This is a genomic window from Nocardia sp. NBC_00565, from assembly GCF_036345915.1.
Lineage (GTDB): Bacteria > Actinomycetota > Actinomycetes > Mycobacteriales > Mycobacteriaceae > Nocardia.
The window spans coordinates 1,087,577-1,104,824 of sequence record NZ_CP107785.1 but is presented as its reverse complement, the minus strand read 5'-3'; the positions used below and the strand labels follow the sequence as shown (position 1 = coordinate 1,104,824).

General features: G+C 66.0%; 18 protein-coding genes. 6 read left to right on the top strand and 12 right to left on the bottom strand.

The features are described from left to right. Positions 1 to 26 precede the first annotated feature (26 nt). The gene (locus OG874_RS05440; RefSeq protein WP_330254031.1) at positions 27 to 899 is read left to right on the top strand and encodes a geranyl diphosphate 2-C-methyltransferase; all 873 of its coding nucleotides are present in this window, start codon (positions 27 to 29) and stop codon (positions 897 to 899) included. A gap of 73 nt (positions 900 to 972) precedes the next feature. After that, complete coding sequence (idi, locus tag OG874_RS05435) at positions 973 to 1,551, top strand: isopentenyl-diphosphate Delta-isomerase (protein ID WP_330254030.1); 579 nt, start codon at positions 973 to 975, stop codon at positions 1,549 to 1,551. 307 nt (positions 1,552 to 1,858) lie between these two features. On the opposite strand, the gene OG874_RS05430 is transcribed toward idi, so the two are convergent. Beyond that, entirely contained in the window at positions 1,859 to 2,413 is a 555-nt protein-coding gene (locus tag OG874_RS05430) for a hypothetical protein (RefSeq protein ID WP_330254029.1), read from the bottom strand. Positions 2,414 to 2,621: 208 nt separating this feature from the next. On the opposite strand from OG874_RS05430, the gene OG874_RS05425 reads away from it, so the two are divergent. Continuing rightward, complete coding sequence (locus OG874_RS05425; RefSeq protein ID WP_330254028.1) at positions 2,622 to 2,972, top strand: hypothetical protein; 351 nt, start codon at positions 2,622 to 2,624, stop codon at positions 2,970 to 2,972. A 28-nt stretch (positions 2,973 to 3,000) separates the two neighbouring features. Here OG874_RS05425 and OG874_RS05420 read toward each other — a convergent pair whose 3' ends face one another. From OG874_RS05420 to OG874_RS05410, 3 genes are all read right to left on the bottom strand, one after another. Then, positions 3,001 to 3,735 (bottom strand): aspartate/glutamate racemase family protein, encoded by a 735-nt coding sequence (locus OG874_RS05420; RefSeq protein WP_330254027.1) that lies wholly within the window; start codon positions 3,733 to 3,735, stop codon positions 3,001 to 3,003. Beyond that, on the bottom strand, positions 3,735 to 5,219 hold the full coding sequence (locus tag OG874_RS05415; protein WP_330254026.1) for an NCS1 family nucleobase:cation symporter-1: 1,485 nt from the start codon (positions 5,217 to 5,219) through the stop codon (positions 3,735 to 3,737). Before OG874_RS05415 ends, OG874_RS05420 begins: the two co-directional genes overlap by 1 nt. A gap of 86 nt (positions 5,220 to 5,305) precedes the next feature. Beyond that, positions 5,306 to 6,028 (bottom strand): GntR family transcriptional regulator, encoded by a 723-nt coding sequence (locus OG874_RS05410; protein WP_330254025.1) that lies wholly within the window; start codon positions 6,026 to 6,028, stop codon positions 5,306 to 5,308. A 153-nt stretch (positions 6,029 to 6,181) separates the two neighbouring features. Here OG874_RS05410 and OG874_RS05405 point away from each other — a divergent pair, with 153 nt between their 5' ends. Further along, positions 6,182 to 7,351 carry a serine hydrolase domain-containing protein gene (locus tag OG874_RS05405; protein ID WP_330254024.1) on the top strand — a complete coding sequence of 390 codons (1,170 nt, stop codon included), beginning with the start codon at positions 6,182 to 6,184 and terminating at the stop codon, positions 7,349 to 7,351. A 68-nt stretch (positions 7,352 to 7,419) separates the two neighbouring features. After that, positions 7,420 to 8,640 (top strand): threonine ammonia-lyase, encoded by a 1,221-nt coding sequence (gene ilvA / locus OG874_RS05400; protein ID WP_330254023.1) that lies wholly within the window; start codon positions 7,420 to 7,422, stop codon positions 8,638 to 8,640. Positions 8,641 to 8,679: 39 nt separating this feature from the next. On the opposite strand, the gene OG874_RS05395 is transcribed toward ilvA, so the two are convergent. The 7 genes from OG874_RS05395 to OG874_RS05365 all read right to left on the bottom strand — a co-directional run bounded on the left by OG874_RS05395 (position 8,680) and on the right by OG874_RS05365 (position 15,770). After that, entirely contained in the window at positions 8,680 to 9,654 is a 975-nt protein-coding gene (locus OG874_RS05395; RefSeq protein ID WP_330254022.1) for an ABC transporter substrate-binding protein, read from the bottom strand. A 54-nt stretch (positions 9,655 to 9,708) separates the two neighbouring features. Continuing rightward, positions 9,709 to 10,746, bottom strand: a complete 1,038-nt coding sequence (locus tag OG874_RS05390; protein ID WP_330254021.1) for an ABC transporter permease — start codon at positions 10,744 to 10,746, stop codon at positions 9,709 to 9,711. Beyond that, positions 10,743 to 11,519, bottom strand: a complete 777-nt coding sequence (locus OG874_RS05385; RefSeq protein WP_330254020.1) for an ATP-binding cassette domain-containing protein — start codon at positions 11,517 to 11,519, stop codon at positions 10,743 to 10,745. The genes OG874_RS05390 and OG874_RS05385 overlap by 4 nt, the downstream gene beginning before the upstream one ends. Positions 11,520 to 11,659: 140 nt before the next feature. Beyond that, positions 11,660 to 11,983 carry a DMT family transporter gene (locus tag OG874_RS05380; protein WP_330254019.1) on the bottom strand — a complete coding sequence of 108 codons (324 nt, stop codon included), beginning with the start codon at positions 11,981 to 11,983 and terminating at the stop codon, positions 11,660 to 11,662. Positions 11,984 to 12,153: 170 nt separating this feature from the next. Continuing rightward, positions 12,154 to 13,575, bottom strand: coding sequence for an argininosuccinate lyase (gene argH, locus OG874_RS05375; protein WP_330254018.1), 1,422 nt, complete (start codon positions 13,573 to 13,575; stop codon positions 12,154 to 12,156). Next, positions 13,572 to 14,477 carry a class I SAM-dependent methyltransferase gene (locus OG874_RS05370; protein WP_330254017.1) on the bottom strand — a complete coding sequence of 302 codons (906 nt, stop codon included), beginning with the start codon at positions 14,475 to 14,477 and terminating at the stop codon, positions 13,572 to 13,574. The genes argH and OG874_RS05370 overlap by 4 nt, the downstream gene beginning before the upstream one ends. A 90-nt stretch (positions 14,478 to 14,567) precedes the next feature. Then, positions 14,568 to 15,770 (bottom strand): argininosuccinate synthase, encoded by a 1,203-nt coding sequence (locus OG874_RS05365; RefSeq protein WP_330254016.1) that lies wholly within the window; start codon positions 15,768 to 15,770, stop codon positions 14,568 to 14,570. A 139-nt stretch (positions 15,771 to 15,909) separates the two neighbouring features. Here OG874_RS05365 and OG874_RS05360 point away from each other — a divergent pair, with 139 nt between their 5' ends. Beyond that, positions 15,910 to 16,065 carry a hypothetical protein gene (locus OG874_RS05360; RefSeq protein WP_330254015.1) on the top strand — a complete coding sequence of 52 codons (156 nt, stop codon included), beginning with the start codon at positions 15,910 to 15,912 and terminating at the stop codon, positions 16,063 to 16,065. Between the two features lie 130 nt (positions 16,066 to 16,195). Here OG874_RS05360 and OG874_RS05355 read toward each other — a convergent pair whose 3' ends face one another. Further along, a complete protein-coding gene (locus OG874_RS05355) occupies positions 16,196 to 16,948 on the bottom strand; it encodes a GNAT family N-acetyltransferase (protein WP_330254014.1) in 753 nt (250 codons plus the stop codon). Positions 16,949 to 17,248: the final 300 nt, after the last annotated feature.

Sequence of the window (17,248 nt, the reverse complement as noted above, 5' to 3'; positions counted from 1 at the left end):
AACGCAACACGAGAGGATGATCAGGCATGACCATGCTCAATCCCGGTACCGGGTCCGTCCTGCGCACCAGCTACCAGAAGTCCGTCGCCGAGTACTGGAACAACAACCCGAACGACGACCGGGTCAATGTCAAACTCGGTGAGGTCGACGGCCTCTTCCACCACCACTACGGCATCGGCGAACCGGATCCGACGGCGCTGGCCGGACCGGCGGACACCCGCGAGGAGCGGATCGTCAAAGAACTACACCGGCTGGAGACCGCGCAGGCCACGCTGCTGCTCGACCACCTGGGCGACATCCGGCCCGGTGATCGACTGCTGGACGGCGGATCCGGTCGCGGCGGCACCAGTTTCATGGCCAATCAGCGGTTCGGATGCCAAGTCGACGGCGTCACCATCTCCGAATATCAGGTCGGCTTCGCCAATGATCAGGCCGCGCACCGCGGCGTCGCGGACAAGGTGCGCTTCCACTTCCGGAATATGCTCGACACCGGCTTCGACACCGGATCCGTGCGCGGCCTCTGGACCAACGAAACCACCATGTACGTGGATCTGTCCGATCTGTTCGACGAGTTCTCCCGGTTGCTCGAACCGGGCGGGCGCTATGTTTGCATCACCGGCTGCTCCAACGATGTCACCGGCGGGCGTTCGTCCTCGGTCAGCTGGATCGACGCCCACTACGGGTGCATGATCCATCCACGCAGCGAGTACTTCCGGGCCATGGCCGAACACAATCTGGTGCCGATCGATGTGGTCGACCTGACCGCCGCGACCATCCCCTACTGGGAACTGCGCACCGAATCCGAGCTCGCGACCGGTGTGGAGAAGCCGTTCCTGACCGCCTACAAGGAGGGCAGCTTCCAGTACCTGCTGATTGCCGCCGATAAGGTGGGCAAGTGACGGAGCGCAGCGGAGGAACCATGGACACAGCACAGTCTGTCGCAGCGCAGCCGAGTGCCAGCGAGGCGGAGCTGTGACAGAAACCCTGGCCGAGCCGATCACCGACCGCGAAGCCCTACCCGTTGAACTCGTCGACGAGGCCGGACAGCCGGTCGGCGCGTGCCCGGTGGCGCAGGCTCATACCGCGCCAGGGCTGCTGCACCGCGCGTTCTCGGTGCTGCTGTTCGACGAGGCCGGGCGGGTGCTGTTGCAGCAGCGCGCCGCAGTGAAGACGCGGTTTCCGCTGCTGTGGGCCAACACCTGCTGTGGCCATCCGGCACCGGGCGAGCCGGTGGTGGCGGCCGCGGCGGTCCGGCTGGCCGAGGAGATGGGGTTGGCCACCGCGCTCACCGAGGTGGGTATCTATCGGTACCACGCGGAGGACTCCTCGACCGGCCGGGTGGAACACGAATGGGATCACGTGCTCATCGGGCGGCTCAATGCCGAGTTCTTGCGGACCGCGGCACCGCGCCCCGATCCCGCCGAAGTGGCCGACCATGCGTGGATCCAGCCCGACGCGCTACGCGACGCCATCGCCGACGATCCCGGCAGCTACACCCCGTGGCTGCTGGGTGTGCTCGATATCGCCGACGAGGGGGCCCGGGTCAGCTGAGCGCCGCGGTCATTGGAAGGTCGTACCGCTGACCCGTCCGATGCCGGTGCGCAGACCAGGCCGAAGCAGTGGCCGACCATCTCCGGCGTCATCATCTCGTAGTCGGCGCTGATCCGCGCATGGTGACCACGACCCAGTCCGTCGATGACCTCCAGTGGGCCGACGGTGGGCTGGGTCATGGTCACCGGCCACTCTCATGCCTTGATGCGCATATCTACGTTTCGGCAAGTCAAGTGCGGGCGACCAAGTGTGCGGCTCGGTCCGAATGCCTCACATCTCGCCGGGAGCGGACGCCCGAGCTGTGGTGTCAGTTGGTGGCGAGTCGGTCCCATTGGGTCCGCGGGTCTTCATTCGGGAAGTCGTTGCGGATGGTGACGTAGGACGTGCCTGCGGCGTAGGGGACGCTGAGGCGGCGGTTATCGAGGTTGGCGCGGTAGATTTCGCTGCCGGTGCCATCCGGGCGGACGACGAATTCGACGTTGAAGGACTGCCGATAGTTGTTGTTGTCACAGACGGCGAGAAAGGCCAAACCCCAACCGCCCTCGGCATTTTGGATGCATCGGTGCTGGCCCCTCGAATTCACCTCGTAGGTGCTGAACGCGATCGTGTCCGGACCAGTGGTGGCGCGCAAGAACCACTGACGACGATCGTTGGCGTCGCAGGGCGCGAATCGGGCGGTGCCGGTGATTCCGTTCGCTGGATCGTCCTGGGTGGTCGCGCACATGCCCGTCCCTCGGTTGTACAACAACCAGTAACCGAATTCGGCGTGCGCGGAACCGGCCGCGCCGAACACGCCGGCGATCGCCGATCCGGTCAAGGCCAAGACGGCTGCTCGTACCGCCAACAGAGTTGTAACCTTCATCTGCTTCCTCCCGAATGATCTGAGTGAATACGCATCAGAGTGTCGATTCGGGAAATCTCACGGGGGTTTCACCGCCCTTTCACGCCCCGCCGCTCGACGACGGGCGACCGAGAAACCTTCGAGAACTCACAGGAACGGCACAGGGTGCGAACAGGAGCGACTCGGATCCTGGAGCGAGGACGAGTTCACGGAACTAGCGAGGTGCACGATGGTCGAAGTCGAAGTCACGGACGACAGAGTGACGGTTCACGTACTCGGCGGGCACCGGCTGCTGGCCCTGCGCGAGCACGTGACCTTCGACCTGGCGGATATCAAGGAGGTCACCCCGGCCCCGGTCGATCTGCGCCCGCCGTGGGTCCGCGCCCCCGGCACCTTCTTTCCCGGCGTGATCGCGGCGGGTACCTACCGAGGTCGACGCCGAAAAGAATTCTGGGACACCAGGTTCGACGGTCAGGCCATCCTCATCGACCTGGTAGGCCCGGGCTTCACCCGCCTCGTCGTCGATGTCGACGACCCGGATGCCGCCCTCGAGACGCTGACCGCCGCCGTCGCCGCCTGACTTCTACGCGGCGAATCCCCTCCCCCGCTCAACGATTCGCGCCGAAGGATCGCAGAAGTCCCGAGTAGGGCTTCGGTGGTGGTGGGGCGAACTCTGCCCTCCCCGACTTGCGCAGGCCGAGCGTGATCAGCGACTGTACGGTCAGCGTGGCCGCGGCGACACCGTCGATGACCGGTACGCCGATCTCCTCGCGAATGTGCTCGCACAGGTCGGCCATGCCCGCGCAGCCGAGCACGATGGCATCGGATCCGTCGGTGTCGACGGCGTCGCGGCAGGCTTCGGTGACGATCTTGCGGGCCGCCGGATCGGTGTCCAGGGCGAGCACCGGAATTTCACAGGCGTGGATGCCGCGACTGAAACGTCGCATGCCATAGCGCTCCACCAGATCCTCGGCGCGGCCGATGGTGCGGCTCAATGTGGTGACGACACTGAAGCCGCGGCCGAGGTGGCTGGCCGTGTGCATCGCCGCCTCCGCGATACCGATCACCGGGCCGCCGGCCAGTTCTCGAGCCGCGTCCAGACCCGGATCACCGAAGCAGGCGATCACGTAGCCGTCGACGCCTTCCCGTTCACCACGCTGAATCGCGGCGAGAATGCCTGGAACGCTGAGGGCTTCGTCATAGTGGCTCTCGATCGAGGCCGGACCCATCTCCGCGGTGACCGCGTCGAGCAGTGTGCCCTGGCCCGTGACGGCCCGGGCACACTGCTCGATCGTGTCGGTCATCACCCGCGTGGTGTTCGGGTTGACGACCCGGATGCGCATCAGGCGCTAACTCCCCGCACTGCCAACCTGGTTCGGGTGGCCAGCACGTAGTAAGCGAGGAAACCGAGGCCACAGCCGATGAACCAGCTGTACTGCGCGGTGGTGTACATGCCGGTGACATCCTTGGCGAGCACCGGGATCACCGCGATGATCGCGCCGACGGCGGTGGCGGCGATCGCAGCCGGGTTATAACCGTTGCGGTACCAGTAGGTTCCGGTCTCCGACATGGTGAACAGATCGTCGACGATGACCCGCTGCTTGCGCACCAGGTAGTAGTCCGCGATGAGCACACCGAACAGCGGGCCGATGAAGGCCCCGAGCACCTCGAGCGTGTAGTGGATGACCTCGGGATTGTTGTACAGATTCCACGGCGTGATCAGGATCGAGCCGACCGCGGCGATCATGCCGCCCGCGCGCCAGCTGATCTTCTGCGGGCTGACGTGCGAGAAATCGAACGCCGGGGAGATGAAATTGGCCACGATATTGATGCCGATGGTGGCGACGGTGAAGGTCAACGCGCCCAACACGATCGCGAAGGTGCTGTCGATACGTGCCACGGTCGCCACGGGATCGGTGATCAGCTCACCGTAGACCGGGACCGTCAGCGATGCGGTGATCACGACCAGCAACGAGAACAGCAGGAAATTGACCGGCAGCCCGAGCAGGTTGCCACGCCGGACCGCGGCGAAACTCTTTCCGTAGCGGGAGAAGTCGCCGAAGTTCAGCATCGGACCGGAGAAATAGGAGACCACCAGCGCGATCGCGCCGAGCATGACCGGCACCGAGGCCCAACCGGAGTACTTCACCGCACCCAGCTTCAGGTCGATGGCACTCCAGCCCGCCTTGGCGATCAGGTAACCGCACAGCAGGAACATCACGACATACACAGCGGGACCGCAGAAGTCGATGAACTTGCGGATCGATTCCATACCGCGCCAGAACACGCAGGCCTGCACCACCCACAGCAGCAGGTAGCTACCCCACCCGAGCAGCGAAAGACCGAGGAACCCATAGTCGTCGACGACCGCGTACGGGGCCAATCCCGGAAACAGTTTCACCAGTACGACATCCAGCGCCGCCGAGGCGAGGAAGGTCTGAATGCCGTACCAGGCGACGGCGATCAAACCGCGGATGATGGCCGGGATATTCGCGCCGAGCACGCCGAACACACTGCGGCACATGACCGGATACGGCACACCGGTCACCTGACTCGGCTTGGCGACCAGATTGCAGAAGAAGTAGACGATCGTGATCCCGATCAGCAGCGCCGCGAGCACCTGCCAGCTGGCCAGCCCGAGTGCGAACAGACTGCCCGCGGTGACATAACCGCCGACACTGTGCACGTCCGACATCCAGAACGCGAAGATGTTGTAGGAACCCCAGGTCTGCTTGCGCAGCGGGGCCAAGTCCGCGTTGGTCAGCCGCGGGTCATAGGCGGGTGGCGCGCTGACGGGCGGAGCCGGTGTAGTGAGCGTTTCGGTCATGGTGTTTTCCCATCCGAGGGCGAAACTGTGATCGAAACGACCGTAGAAACCGCGCATTGCCCACCCATTGCGCAGTTATTGCCCGACTATTGCGCGGCAGATATATCTTCCGGCGCGAGCAGCCCGGTATCGGTGGGCAGCGTCGCGATCACCGTCTCCAACCTGCGGTGATGCCGTTCGGCGACCAGCAGCAGACGGTCCACGTCCCGCGCCATGAACGCATCGAGCATCAGCGCGTGATCGGTATGCAGGCGCACTCGATCGGCGCGGCCGATATGCACCATCGACTGCACCGGCTCGGTGACATTCCACGCCGACTCGAGCATGTGCAGCAGTCGGAACATGCGCGACGGCTTGGTCAGCGCCACGTGGAAGTGGCGCGACTGCCGGTGGTAGGCGACCGGATCATCGTCTCGAATCGCCTGTTCCAATAGCGAATTCACCTCGAGTAGCTGGGCGCGCTCGGCATCGGAGGCATTTCGGGCCGCCGCGACCAACGAGGCGGTTTCGAGGGTTTCCCGCACGATGTACATTTCGCGCAGCTCATTGGAGGTCAGCTGGGCCACCGCGTACCCGCCATGCGGCCGATGCGTGACCAGCCCCTCTCCGATCAGCGTCTTGAGCGCCTCGCGCACCGGGATGTGGCTGACGCCGAACAATTCGGCCACCTCGCGCAGCGGAATCAGAGTGCACGGGGGTACGGCCCCGTCCAGAATCACCCGGCGGAGTTCACCGAGGATCACTTGCGGTCGGCCTGGTTCGTCGACAACCAGCCTCGCTAGCAGCGCCGATCGTCGTCTCGGGGGCATGCGCACACGCTATGCGAGCTGTGTTGCGATCTCGGTCACGGATGTGACGACCAGGAAAAGTTCACCGAACCGACCGGTCGCATGGTGGGCTCGACTCGGGTTGGGGACCACCGTGCCATGCTGTTGGTCGGTCGAACGACAGAGGGTATTCCGATGACACTTACGGCAACGCAGTCGGTGGATCGTCGCTATGTGCGCCTGGTCGCCGAATTCGACAGGCTCTTCCGGCGCCCCGCCGATGGCGGCGGTGCGCTCGTGGTCTACCAGCACGGCGAGCCGGTGGTGGATGTGTGGGCGGGATTCGCGCACCCCGGCGTGCCGTGGGCCGCCGACACCGTGGCGATGGCCTACTCCACTGGCAAGGGCGTGGTCTCGACCCTGGCCCACCGGCTGGCCGAACGCGGACTCTTCGACTACGACGAGCCGGTCGCGACCTACTGGCCCGAATTCGCCGCCGCGGGCAAGGAACGCATCACGGTCCGGGAGATGCTGACGCACCGGGCGGGCCTGCATCGGCTGCGCGAACTGCTGCCCGGCCCGGTGGAACGCTTCTTCGACGATGCCGAAGTCACCGCCGCGCTCGCGGCCTGCCCGCCCGACCCGCGGCACCGGCACACCAGCGGATATCACGGAATCTCCTTCGGGCACTTGGTCGCCGAGCTGATCCGCCGCGTCACCGGCGCGGACTTCACCGAGGTCCTGCGCACGGAGATCGCTAAACCGCTTGCCGCGGAAGAACTCTGGTTCCGGGTGCCGGATAGTGAGCGCGCTCGTATCGCCACCAACTTCCCGCGCCTGACCGTCGCCGGAATGAGTTGGGAGAATGGTGCGCGGCTGATGGAGAAAACCCGGTTCGCGGCCGCTGTCGAAACCACGCCCCGCGGTTTCGCCGATATGGTCGCCGATCCGCGACTGCACGATTCGGTCATACCAGGTGTGAACGGCGTCTTCTCCGCTCGCGCGCTGGCCCGGATGTACAGCGCCCTCGCCACCGAAGGTCGACTCGGGGACTTCCAGCTGCTGCGTCCGGAAACGGTCGGGCGGATCGCCCAGCGCCAGGTCTTCACCCCCGACTACGTTCTGGCTTTCCGTATCCCCTGGGCGCTGGGCTATCACGGCGTCCCGATGAAGCCATCCAAGGCCGAACCTGTCTCCGCCTTCGGCCATTTCGGCCTTGGCGGCTCGGGCGCGTTCGCCGATCCGGCGACCGGGATGTCGCTCGCCTTCGTCACCAATCGACTCGGTGGGAAACTCACGCCGCTGGGCGACGCCCGCTTGGCCCGTCTCGGAACCATCGCCCACAATCTGGCGAAGGAAGGCTGACAACGCAATCATCGGATGATTTCGACCTGTCGGTTCGCATTCGAGGTGCGGGCTGGCAGCATGGGCGCATGGAGTTGCTGGGACTGGAGCGGATCGAGGCGTCCGCGGCGGCATTGGCGCCGGTGATTCGGCGGACGCCGGTCGTATCGTCACGGGTGTTGTCCGAGCGGGCCGGGACCGAGGTTCGGCTCAAGTGTGAGAACTTGCAGCGCACCGGATCGTTCAAGCCGCGGGGAGCGTATTTCCGGATCGCGAATCTTTCGGCGCGGGACCGGGCGCGCGGCGTGGTCGCGGCAAGTGCGGGCAATCACGCACAGGGGGTTGCGTGGGCCGCGGCGTCATTGGGGATTCGGTCGACGGTGTTCATGCCGGTGGGTGCGTCGCTGCCGAAGCTGGTGGCCACCAAGGCTTATGGGGCCGAGGTGCGGCAGGTGGGTGAAACCATCGACGACTCGCTGGACGCGGCAACAGAATTCGCTGAGCAGACCGGTGCGACCTTGATCCATCCGTTCGACCACGCCGATATCGTGGCCGGGCAGGCGACGGTGGCGTTGGAGATCATCGAGCAGATGCCGGAGGTCGGGACGGTGATCGTGCCGACCGGCGGCGGTGGGCTACTGGCCGGGGTCGCCATCGCGCTGCATCACGTGGCCCCGCGGGTGCGCGTGATCGGGGTGCAGGCGGCAGCGGCGGCCGCGTGGCCGGATTCGCTGGCGGCGGGCAAGCCGGTGCGGGTCGCGCGGATGTCGACGATGGCCGACGGCATCGCGGTGGGACTGCCGGGAGAGGTGCCGTTCGCGCATGTCGCGGCGCATGTGCCGACAATGTTGACCGTCGGCGAGGACGCGCTGTCCAAGGCGCTGCTGCTGTGTCTGGAGCGTGCGAAACTGATCGTCGAACCCGCGGGTGCGGCGGCCGTGGCGGCCCTGATGAGTTGCGCGCCCGAGGAACTCGGCCTCCAGGGTCCGGTATGCGCGATCCTGTCCGGCGGCAATATCGACCCGATGATGCTGACCAGGATCATCGGCCACGGCCTGGGTGCCGCCGGCCGCTATCTGGCTGTGCGCGTGACGATTTCGGACCGGCCGGGTGCGCTGAGCGGGTTGCTCGCGGTGGTCGGCGAGACCGGTGCGAGCGTCGTCGATGTGGTGCACTCGCGGACCGGCGGCCGGCTCGCGGTGGATGAGGTCGAAGTATCGCTCACCCTGGAGACTCGGGGTCCGACACACCGCGACGATGTGCTCACCGCGCTGAAGAACTCGGGCTACACAGTGCGCGTTGAGGATTAGCGGCCGCCGAATCGATATCCGAACCGCCGACTGCCTACCTCAGCACTTGCGCTTGTAGAAGTACTTGGAATTCGCGTCCATATCGGCCTGGGTGATCGCCACCATATCCGTCTGGATATTGCGGGTCACCGGCTTGCCCTCCAGCGCGGCGGCGGCCTGGTCGACACCCTTGGCTCCGATACCGCCCGGGTCCTGCGCGATGAGCGCCTGCACGGTACCGGCTTTCAGATCCTCGACCTGCTTCGGGCTCGCGTCGAAGCCGACCAGCTTGACCTGGCCGAGCTTGTTGGCATTGCGCAGTCCGGTGGCCGCGCCCTCGGCCGAACTCAGGTTGGTGGCGAAGATTCCGGCGAGGTCGGGATGGGCGGCCAACGTCGCGGTGACGATCGAAGCCGCCTGTGCCGCTTCGTTATTGTTGTACTGCACGCCGAGCGAGGTGATGCCCGGATACGCCTTCACCGCATCCTCGAAGCCCTGCGCACGCGCGTCCGTGGTGGAGGTTCCGGCCTTGGTGTTGATAACCAGTACGGGTCCCTTATCACCGATCAACTTCGCCAGCGTCTGCGCCGCGAGCTCACCACCCTTCTTGTTATCGGAGGCGATCGAGGACAGCGCGATCGACGTATCATCCAGCGCCGTATCGACTTCGACGATTTTGATCCCGGCGTCCCTGGCCTGCTCGAGCGGATTCGCCATCGCCGTCGCATGCGTGGGGGCGATCAGGATGCCGCCCGGCTTATTGGCCACCACACCGGTCAGCACCGGAGTCTGTGCGCCCGCGTCGAACTTCGTCGGAGCCTGTGTCTCGAGCTTGTAGCCGAGCTTGCTCGCCTCGTCCTGCGCGCCGCACTGCATGGAGATGTAGAAGGGTTCGTCGGCGACGCCGGGAATCAGCACCAATTTCTTGGCATCCGTTCCGCCGGAATTGCTCACCGAGCCACCACATCCCACCACCAATGTGCCGACCGCCGCCATCGCGCCGATCACCACCGCGGTCCGCTTCGCCACCCTCATCTGGCTACCTCCGCCTTATTCTCTTCTCGCGCAGCGTTGTAACTGCATACCTCTCTACTTGCGGTCCCGGGCCCGGCGACGCAGTTGGTCGAACCACACCGCCCCGACCAGAACCGCGCTCACCGCGATCGGCTGCCAGAACACTGGCACCCCCGCGATGACGAAACCCTTGCGCAGCACCGACGGAATGAACACGCCGATGACCGTGCCGACGATCGTGCCGATACCGCCGAAAAGGCTTGTCCCGCCGATGACCACACCGGCGATGGCATCCAGATTGTCGGTGCCGTGCCCGCCGATGGTGGTGGTACCGAAGTAGGCCAGATTCATGAATCCGGCCAGCCCGGCGAGCAATCCGGTCATCAGGTAGACCAGCACGAGGTGACGGGTGACCGCGATGCCCGAGCGTCGGGCGGCCTCTTCGTTGGAGCCGATCGCGTAGGTGTAGCGGCCGAATCGGGTGGTGTGCAGCACCCATGCCGCGAGCACCGTCACCACGGTGGCGACCAGCACCAGATTGGGCACGCCGCCGAGCGATGTCCCGAAACCCAGCGAGTCGCGCAGCTTATCGGGCACGGTCCTGGTGTCGACGCCGCCGGTGATCAGCTGCGCCGCACCGAGTGCCGCGCCGAACGATCCGAGCGTGACGATCAGCGGCGGAATCTTGGCCTTGGCAACCAGAATTCCATTGAGCAGTCCCCAAATGCCGCCGCCCACAACGGACATGAGGAAGCCGAGACCGATGATCCCCCACCCCGCCGAGGTGGCGTTCTCGTCGGGGCTCAGCCATTCCATCGTCTTCGCGCCGAGTACCCCGGCGAAGATCAGCACCATGCCGACCGAGAGGTCGATGCCGGAGGTGATGATCACGAAGGTCATCCCGACCGAAAGGACAAGCAGCACCGAGGTTTCGATGAGCAGGGTCTGCAAGGTGAAGCGGGTCGGGAAGGCGTCGGGGCGCAGGATGCTGAAGACCACGCACAGTACGACGAGCACCACACCGATCCACACCGTGCTGGCGCCGAGTAGTCGTTGCAGGACAGTGCGTTCCGGCAGATCGGGGCCGCCATCGGCCTCCACCGCTTTGGTCATTCGGCGTCCTCGTGTGACAGGGCACCGGTCATCGCGCCGACCAATTGCTCCAGGGTCGCATCGGCGGCGGCGAACCGGGCCACCCGCTTACCGAGGCGCAGCACCTCGATCCGGTCGGCCACGGCCAGCACCTCGGGCATATTGTGGCTGATCAGCACGACGGCGATGCCCTGGTCGCGCACCTTGCGGATCACTTCGAGCACCCGCTCACGCTGCACCACGCCGAGGGCAGCGGTCGGCTCGTCCATGAACACGACCTTGCTCGCCCACATCACCGCGCGCGCCACGGCCACACTCTGGCGCTGCCCGCCCGACAGTGTGCCGATCGGCACATCGGTGCGCTGCAGCGTGACACCGAGCCGCCGAAAGTGTTCGACGGCTTGGGTTCGCATCGCACTCTTGTCGAGCATGCCGAGCTTGCCCGCCAAGCCGCGGCGAACCAACTCTCGGCCGAGAAACAGGTTCGCGGCGGGGTCGAGATCGGGTGCGACGGCGAGGTCTTGGTACACCGTTTCCACACCCAGCCTGCGCGCGGCGGTCGGTGTGCTCAATACGGTTGGAGTTCGGTCGAGCAGGATCGTCCCCGAGTCCGGTTGTTCGGCCCCCGAAAGGCATTTCACCAGTGTGGATTTGCCCGCGCCGTTATCACCGATCAACGCGACGACCTCACCGGCTCGGACCTGAAAGTTGGCTCCCCGCAACGCCTCGACACCGCCGTAGCGTTTCACCAGCGACTGGGCCTCCAGCGCGACATCTCCGACCTCCGATGCCATACCGTCACCCACGTCGACTCAGCTGAGCAAACGTCCAATCCATCGGCCGATGCTACGTTCGCCGCGGCCTCCCATGGGACGAATTCGACAAAATGCGCAGGGCGCAACGAGCGGGAATCGGCGGTGCGACGTGGCCAGGTTCAGTGCGCACCGCCGAGTTCGAGCGCGAGCACGCCGAGGATCACCAACGCGATGCCGCCGACCTGCACCAGCGACAGCCGCTCGTCGAGGAAGAGCACACCGATGACCGCGATCACCGCGACACCGACGGCCGACCAGATGCCGTAGGCGACGCCGAGCGCCATCCCGCGTTTGAGCGCCTGGGAGAGGAAGTAGAAGGACGAGCTGTAGCCGATGACCACGATGATCGAGGGCACCAACTTGGTGAATCCCTCGGAGAGCTTGAGCGATACGGTCGCGGTGATCTCGGAGGCGATGGCCAGCGCCAGCAACAGCAGGGTCATCGGCGCAGCGTAACCGGGGGCGGTGGATGGCGGCGGCCGGGCCATAAGCATTTGCCTACCTCGATCGCAAGGTCGACAGCGCAGAATTCGGTCGTCGATCCAGGAAGAGATATGGACGCAGCGGTGATCATGCTCGTGGCCGGGCCGATCTTGTTCTTGGTCGTGCCCAGCTAGGCGAACAGAGGGCGCAGGTCGGCGACTGCTTTGCGGATCTCGTCGAGTTGCGCGGCGACCTGCACGCCCGCGGTGCCGCCGCGCGCATTGCGGGACGCGATCGAACCCTGCACCGTCAGCACTTCGCGCACCTGTGGGGTCAAGGCCGTATCGATGGCGGCGAATTCTTCGTCGGTCAGCTCGTCCAAGCCGACACCGCGCCCCTCGGCCACGCGCACGCATGCACCCGCCGCCTCGTGCGCGACCCGGAACGGAACACCCTGCCGGACAAGCCATTCGGCGATATCGGTGGCGAGAGTGAAACCGGCGGGCGCGAGTTCGGCCATGCGATCGGTGTGGAAGGTCAGGGTGGAGACCAGGCCCGCGATGGCCGGGAGCAGCAGTTCCAGCTGGGCGACCGAGTCGAACAGGGGCTCCTTGTCCTCCTGCAAGTCCCGGTTGTACGCCAGCGGCTGGGCTTTCAGGGTGGCCAGGAGTCCGGTCAAGTTGCCGATGAGGCGACCCGCCTTACCGCGGGTGAGTTCGGAGACGTCCGGGTTCTTCTTCTGCGGCATGATCGACGAGCCGGTGGACCAGGCGTCGGCGAGGGTGAGGTAGCCGAATTCCGGTGTGCTCCAGATGATCACCTCTTCGGCCATCCGGCTGAGATCGACACCGATCATGGCGAACACGAATGCCGCCTCGGCCGCGAAATCGCGCGCGGAGGTGGCGTCGATCGAATTGGCCGCGGACGCGTCGAAATCCAACTCGGCCGCGATCGCTTCCGGATCCAGTCCGAGCGAGGAACCGGCCAGCGCACCGGAACCGTAGGGCGACACCGCCGCTCGCTTGTCGAAGTCCCGCAGCCGATCTATATCGCGCAGCAACGGATGCGCGTGCGCGAGCAGATGATGCGCGAGCAGCACCGGCTGCGCGGCCTGCAGATGCGTCTTACCCGGCATCACCGCGTCGGGATGCGCGGCGGCCTGAGCGACCAGTGCGTCGATGACATCGAGGACGCCGACCGCGACGCGGCGGGCCGCATCGCGCAGCCACATCCGAAACAGCGTGGCCACCTGATCATTACGCGAACGCCCCGCCCGCAGTCGCCCGCCGAGTTCGGCGCCGACCCGATCGATCAGCCCGCGCTCCAGCGCGCCGTGCACATCCTCATCGGCCTCGGCCGGCGCGAACGCACCCGAATCCACGTCCGCCGCAAGCTGATCCAGTCCGGCCAGCATGGCGGCCAGATCGGACTCCGACAGCAGTCCGGCCTTGTGCAGCACGCGCGCGTGCGCTTTCGACGCGCGAATGTCGTAGGGAGCCAGCGCCCAGTCGAAATGGGTCGACTTGCTCAGCGCGGCCATTGCCGCGGCCGGTCCGGACGCGAAACGTCCGCCCCAGAGCGCCCCTTCGTTGGTGCTGCCGCTCTGCGTCATCGTGTGCTGTCTCCTCCGGGTCGTCGGGCGGTGAACAAAATGTCGGTGTTCAGGTGGGCGGCGGCCGCTTCGGATACGTCCCGGCCGCGGCTGCGCAGCACCTCGACCGGTTCGGCGCGGGTCACCGTCCAGCCGTGTTCGGTGAACCAGTCGATCGGGTCGCTGCGGCCCTCGTCCGAGTACCACAGTTCGCCGACATCGACCGTGATGTCGAGCCCGGCGGATCGTGTCTCCCGCAATGCCTTCGAGTCCGGCGCGGCACCGGATGAGCGGTAGATCGCGACTCGACTGCTTGGTGCGCTCGAGGCCACGATGTTGTCGAACAGTCGGTCCTGCGCGTCCGCCGGAAGGTAACGCAGCAGTCCTTCGACCAGCCATGCGGTCGGCACAGCCGGGTCGAATCCGTTGTCCCGCAATGCCGCTGGCCAATCCTGGCGCAGATCCACCGCGACCGCACGACGGTCCACCGCGGGGTGGGCATCCGCCAGTGCGTTCTCCTTGAACTCCAACACCTTCGGCAGATCCAGCTCGAAAACCGTAGTGCCGGTCGGCCATTCGAGCCGGTAGGCCCTGGCATCGAGGCCCGCGGCCAGGATGACGATCTGCCGGATGCCGTCAGCGGCCGCGTTCTGGAAGTAGGTGTCGAAGTAGCAGGTACGCGCGGTCAGGGCGGCGATGATGGGGCCCATCGCCTGCGTCGCGGCCTCCTCGAGACCGTCGATCTCGCCGCGCACGATACGGGTCCAGGATTCCGAACCGACGGCGGTTATCAGCACTTCGGCATACGGGTCATGGAACAGTGCGTCGGGGCGACGGGTTTCGGCCGCCCGCATCGCGGCGACGCCGAGGGCCGTGGCGCCCACGCTCGATTCGATATCCCAGCTGTCGTCGTCGGTCCGCACAGCGCTCGCTCCCTTCGGGTCGGCTCTGGGTGTGCCGACCCCGTTCGAGCCTAATAGTGGACGCAGTCCGTCCTCAGGCCGCGCGCAGGCCTACTTCTGGTTCAGGTCGCGACGGGCCGCGACCTTGGAGGACAGGCCGTGGATCTGCACGAAGCCCTTCGCCAGCGACTGATCGAAGGTGTCGCCCTCGTCGTAGGTGGCCAGGTTGAAGTCGTAGAGCGACTGCTCGGAGCGGCGGCCGTTGACCACGATCGAACCGCCGTGCAGCACCATCCGGATCTCGCCGGTGACGTGCTCCTGAGTCTCGGCGACGAACGCGTCCAGCGCCCGCTTGAGCGGGGAGAACCACAGGCCGTCGTAGGCCAGCTCGCCCCAGCGCTGCTCGACCTGCCGCTTGTAGCGGCCCAGTTCGCGCTCGATGGTGACGTTCTCCAGGGCCTGGTGCGCGGTGATCAGCGCGATGGCGCCGGGGGCCTCGTAGATCTCGCGGCTCTTGATGCCGACCAGCCGGTCCTCGACCATATCGAGGCGGCCGACGCCTTGGCGGCCGGCGCGGTGGTTCAGTTCGACGATGGCCTCGAGCACGCTGACCGGACGGCCGTCGACGGCGACCGGCACACCCTTGTCGAAGGTGACGATGAGCTCGTCCGGGGCCTCGAAGTTGACCGTCGGGTCCGAGGTGTAGTCGTAGACGTCCTTGGTCGGCGCGTTCCAGAGATCCTCCAGGAAGCCGGTCTCCACCGCGCGACCCCACACGTTCTGGTCGATCGAGAACGGCGACTTCTTGGTGACATTGATCGGGAGCTTGTTCTCCTCGGCGAAGGCGATGGCCTTCTCCCGGGTCCAGGCGTAGTCGCGGACCGGCGCGATCACATTGAGATCGGGGGCCAGCGCTCCGATGCCGACCTCGAAGCGCACCTGGTCGTTGCCCTTACCGGTGCAGCCGTGCGCGACGGTGCTCGCGCCGTGGAACTTGGCGGCCTCGACCAGATGCTTGACGATCAGCGGACGGCTGATCGCCGACACCAGCGGGTACTGGCCCATGTACATCGCGTTCGCCTGGATGGTGGGCAGGCAGTACTCGTTGGCGAACTCGTCACGCGCGTCGACCACGATCGCCTCGACCGCACCGCAGTCCAGCGCGCGCTGGCGCACCGCGTTCATATCCTCGCCGCCCTGGCCCAGATCAATGGCGACCGCCACGACCTCGGCGCCGGTCTCCTTGCCGATCCAGCTGATCGCAACGGAGGTATCGAGCCCACCGGAGTAGGCGAGTACGACGCGCTCGGACATGTCTGTGTGCTCCTCGGTTTCGTGTGTATCTTGCAAATGATTATGCATGACGATGCAAGCCCATTCACACCCGGGTCTCGCTTGCCTCGTGCCCTACTCTTGGAACAACACCATCTGGGCGGGCAGAAGGGCGAACGACATGCTGCATCTCATCGCAGGCGAATTCAGCACCCTCGGCAACGGCGTCCTCGACGTCGGGCGAGCACTCGTCGATCTGATCCAGGAAATCATCAATGTAGGCACCCCCGGTCACAACTCGCCGGGTGGTGGTGGAGGCCAATACCCATTCGGCTGAGCCGCACGCCATACGGCCCAAACCGGGCTCGCACACACCTTCGACGCGGTCGCACACCGACTCTCCGCACGACACACTGGTCCGAAAACCGGAAGCTATGCGCGAGCTCGGATTCGGTGCATTCGCTCGACTAGTTCGGCGCGGATGCGGCACTCGCTGGCGTCGGTGCCTGGCTCCCGGGCGATGGGGCCTGGACGATCGTCAGCAGGGAACGCTTGCGGAGGGTGAAGCCGAGGGTTTCGTAGAGGCTGATCGCGGTCGCGTTGTGGGCTACGGCGTGTAGGAACGGCTTTTCGCCGCGGGCGCGGATGCCGGCGCCGACGGCGCGGATGAGGCGGGAGGCGAAGCCGCGACCGCGGAAATCGGCATCGGTGCAGACGGCGCTGATTTCGGTCCAGCCGGGTGGGTGCATGCGCTCCCCCGCCATTGCCACCAGTCGACCGTCGACGCGTAGGCCCAGGTAGGTGCCCATTTCGATGGTTCGGGGTGCGTAGGGGCCGGGTTCGGTGCGGGCGATCAGGTCCAGGATCTCCGGGATGTCGGCTGGGGTGAGCACCTCGAGGTCCGGGTCGTGGGCGACGCGCAGGGCGGTGCCGTCCATCTGGACCGAGCCGAGTTCGTGCAGGACCGTCCAACCGTCCGGCGGCACGTGGCCGTAGCCGCGCAGTGCGGTGCTGCCGCCGGGTCCGAGGAGGGTGGCCAGATCGATCCAGTCCTGTTCGTCCAGTTCTGGCGGGTGGCCGAAGAATCTGGCGACCTCGGGGTCGTAGCGGCCGATTCGGCCCACCCACCTGGCGAACCGGTGGTGCTCGCCGCGCAGCGATGCCCGCACCGGGTCGTCGAGCGGATGTAGCGAGACGTCGATGGTCGAATCAGTGGTCACCGCGCACTCCTCCACAACAGCGTCGAACCAGAGAACGTTAGCGAGGCGCACGACCAGCGCGCACCGGTTGGACTCACCGCGATTCCGATGCCGCCGGGTCGGCAACAAGTTCAATTCCACTCGCCCACAGGGTATTTCCCATGGCTCGAGCTGATTCGAACCGTTGACACCATCCACGCCGAGCGGGAATCGTCGGTCTGGTAATGCCGCGTGGCCACGCGGTATCCGACTTCGGATGATCATCCGCGGCAGCCAGGACGAGCCCGCCGAACGACGGGCGATAGCCGACGTCCGGCGGCA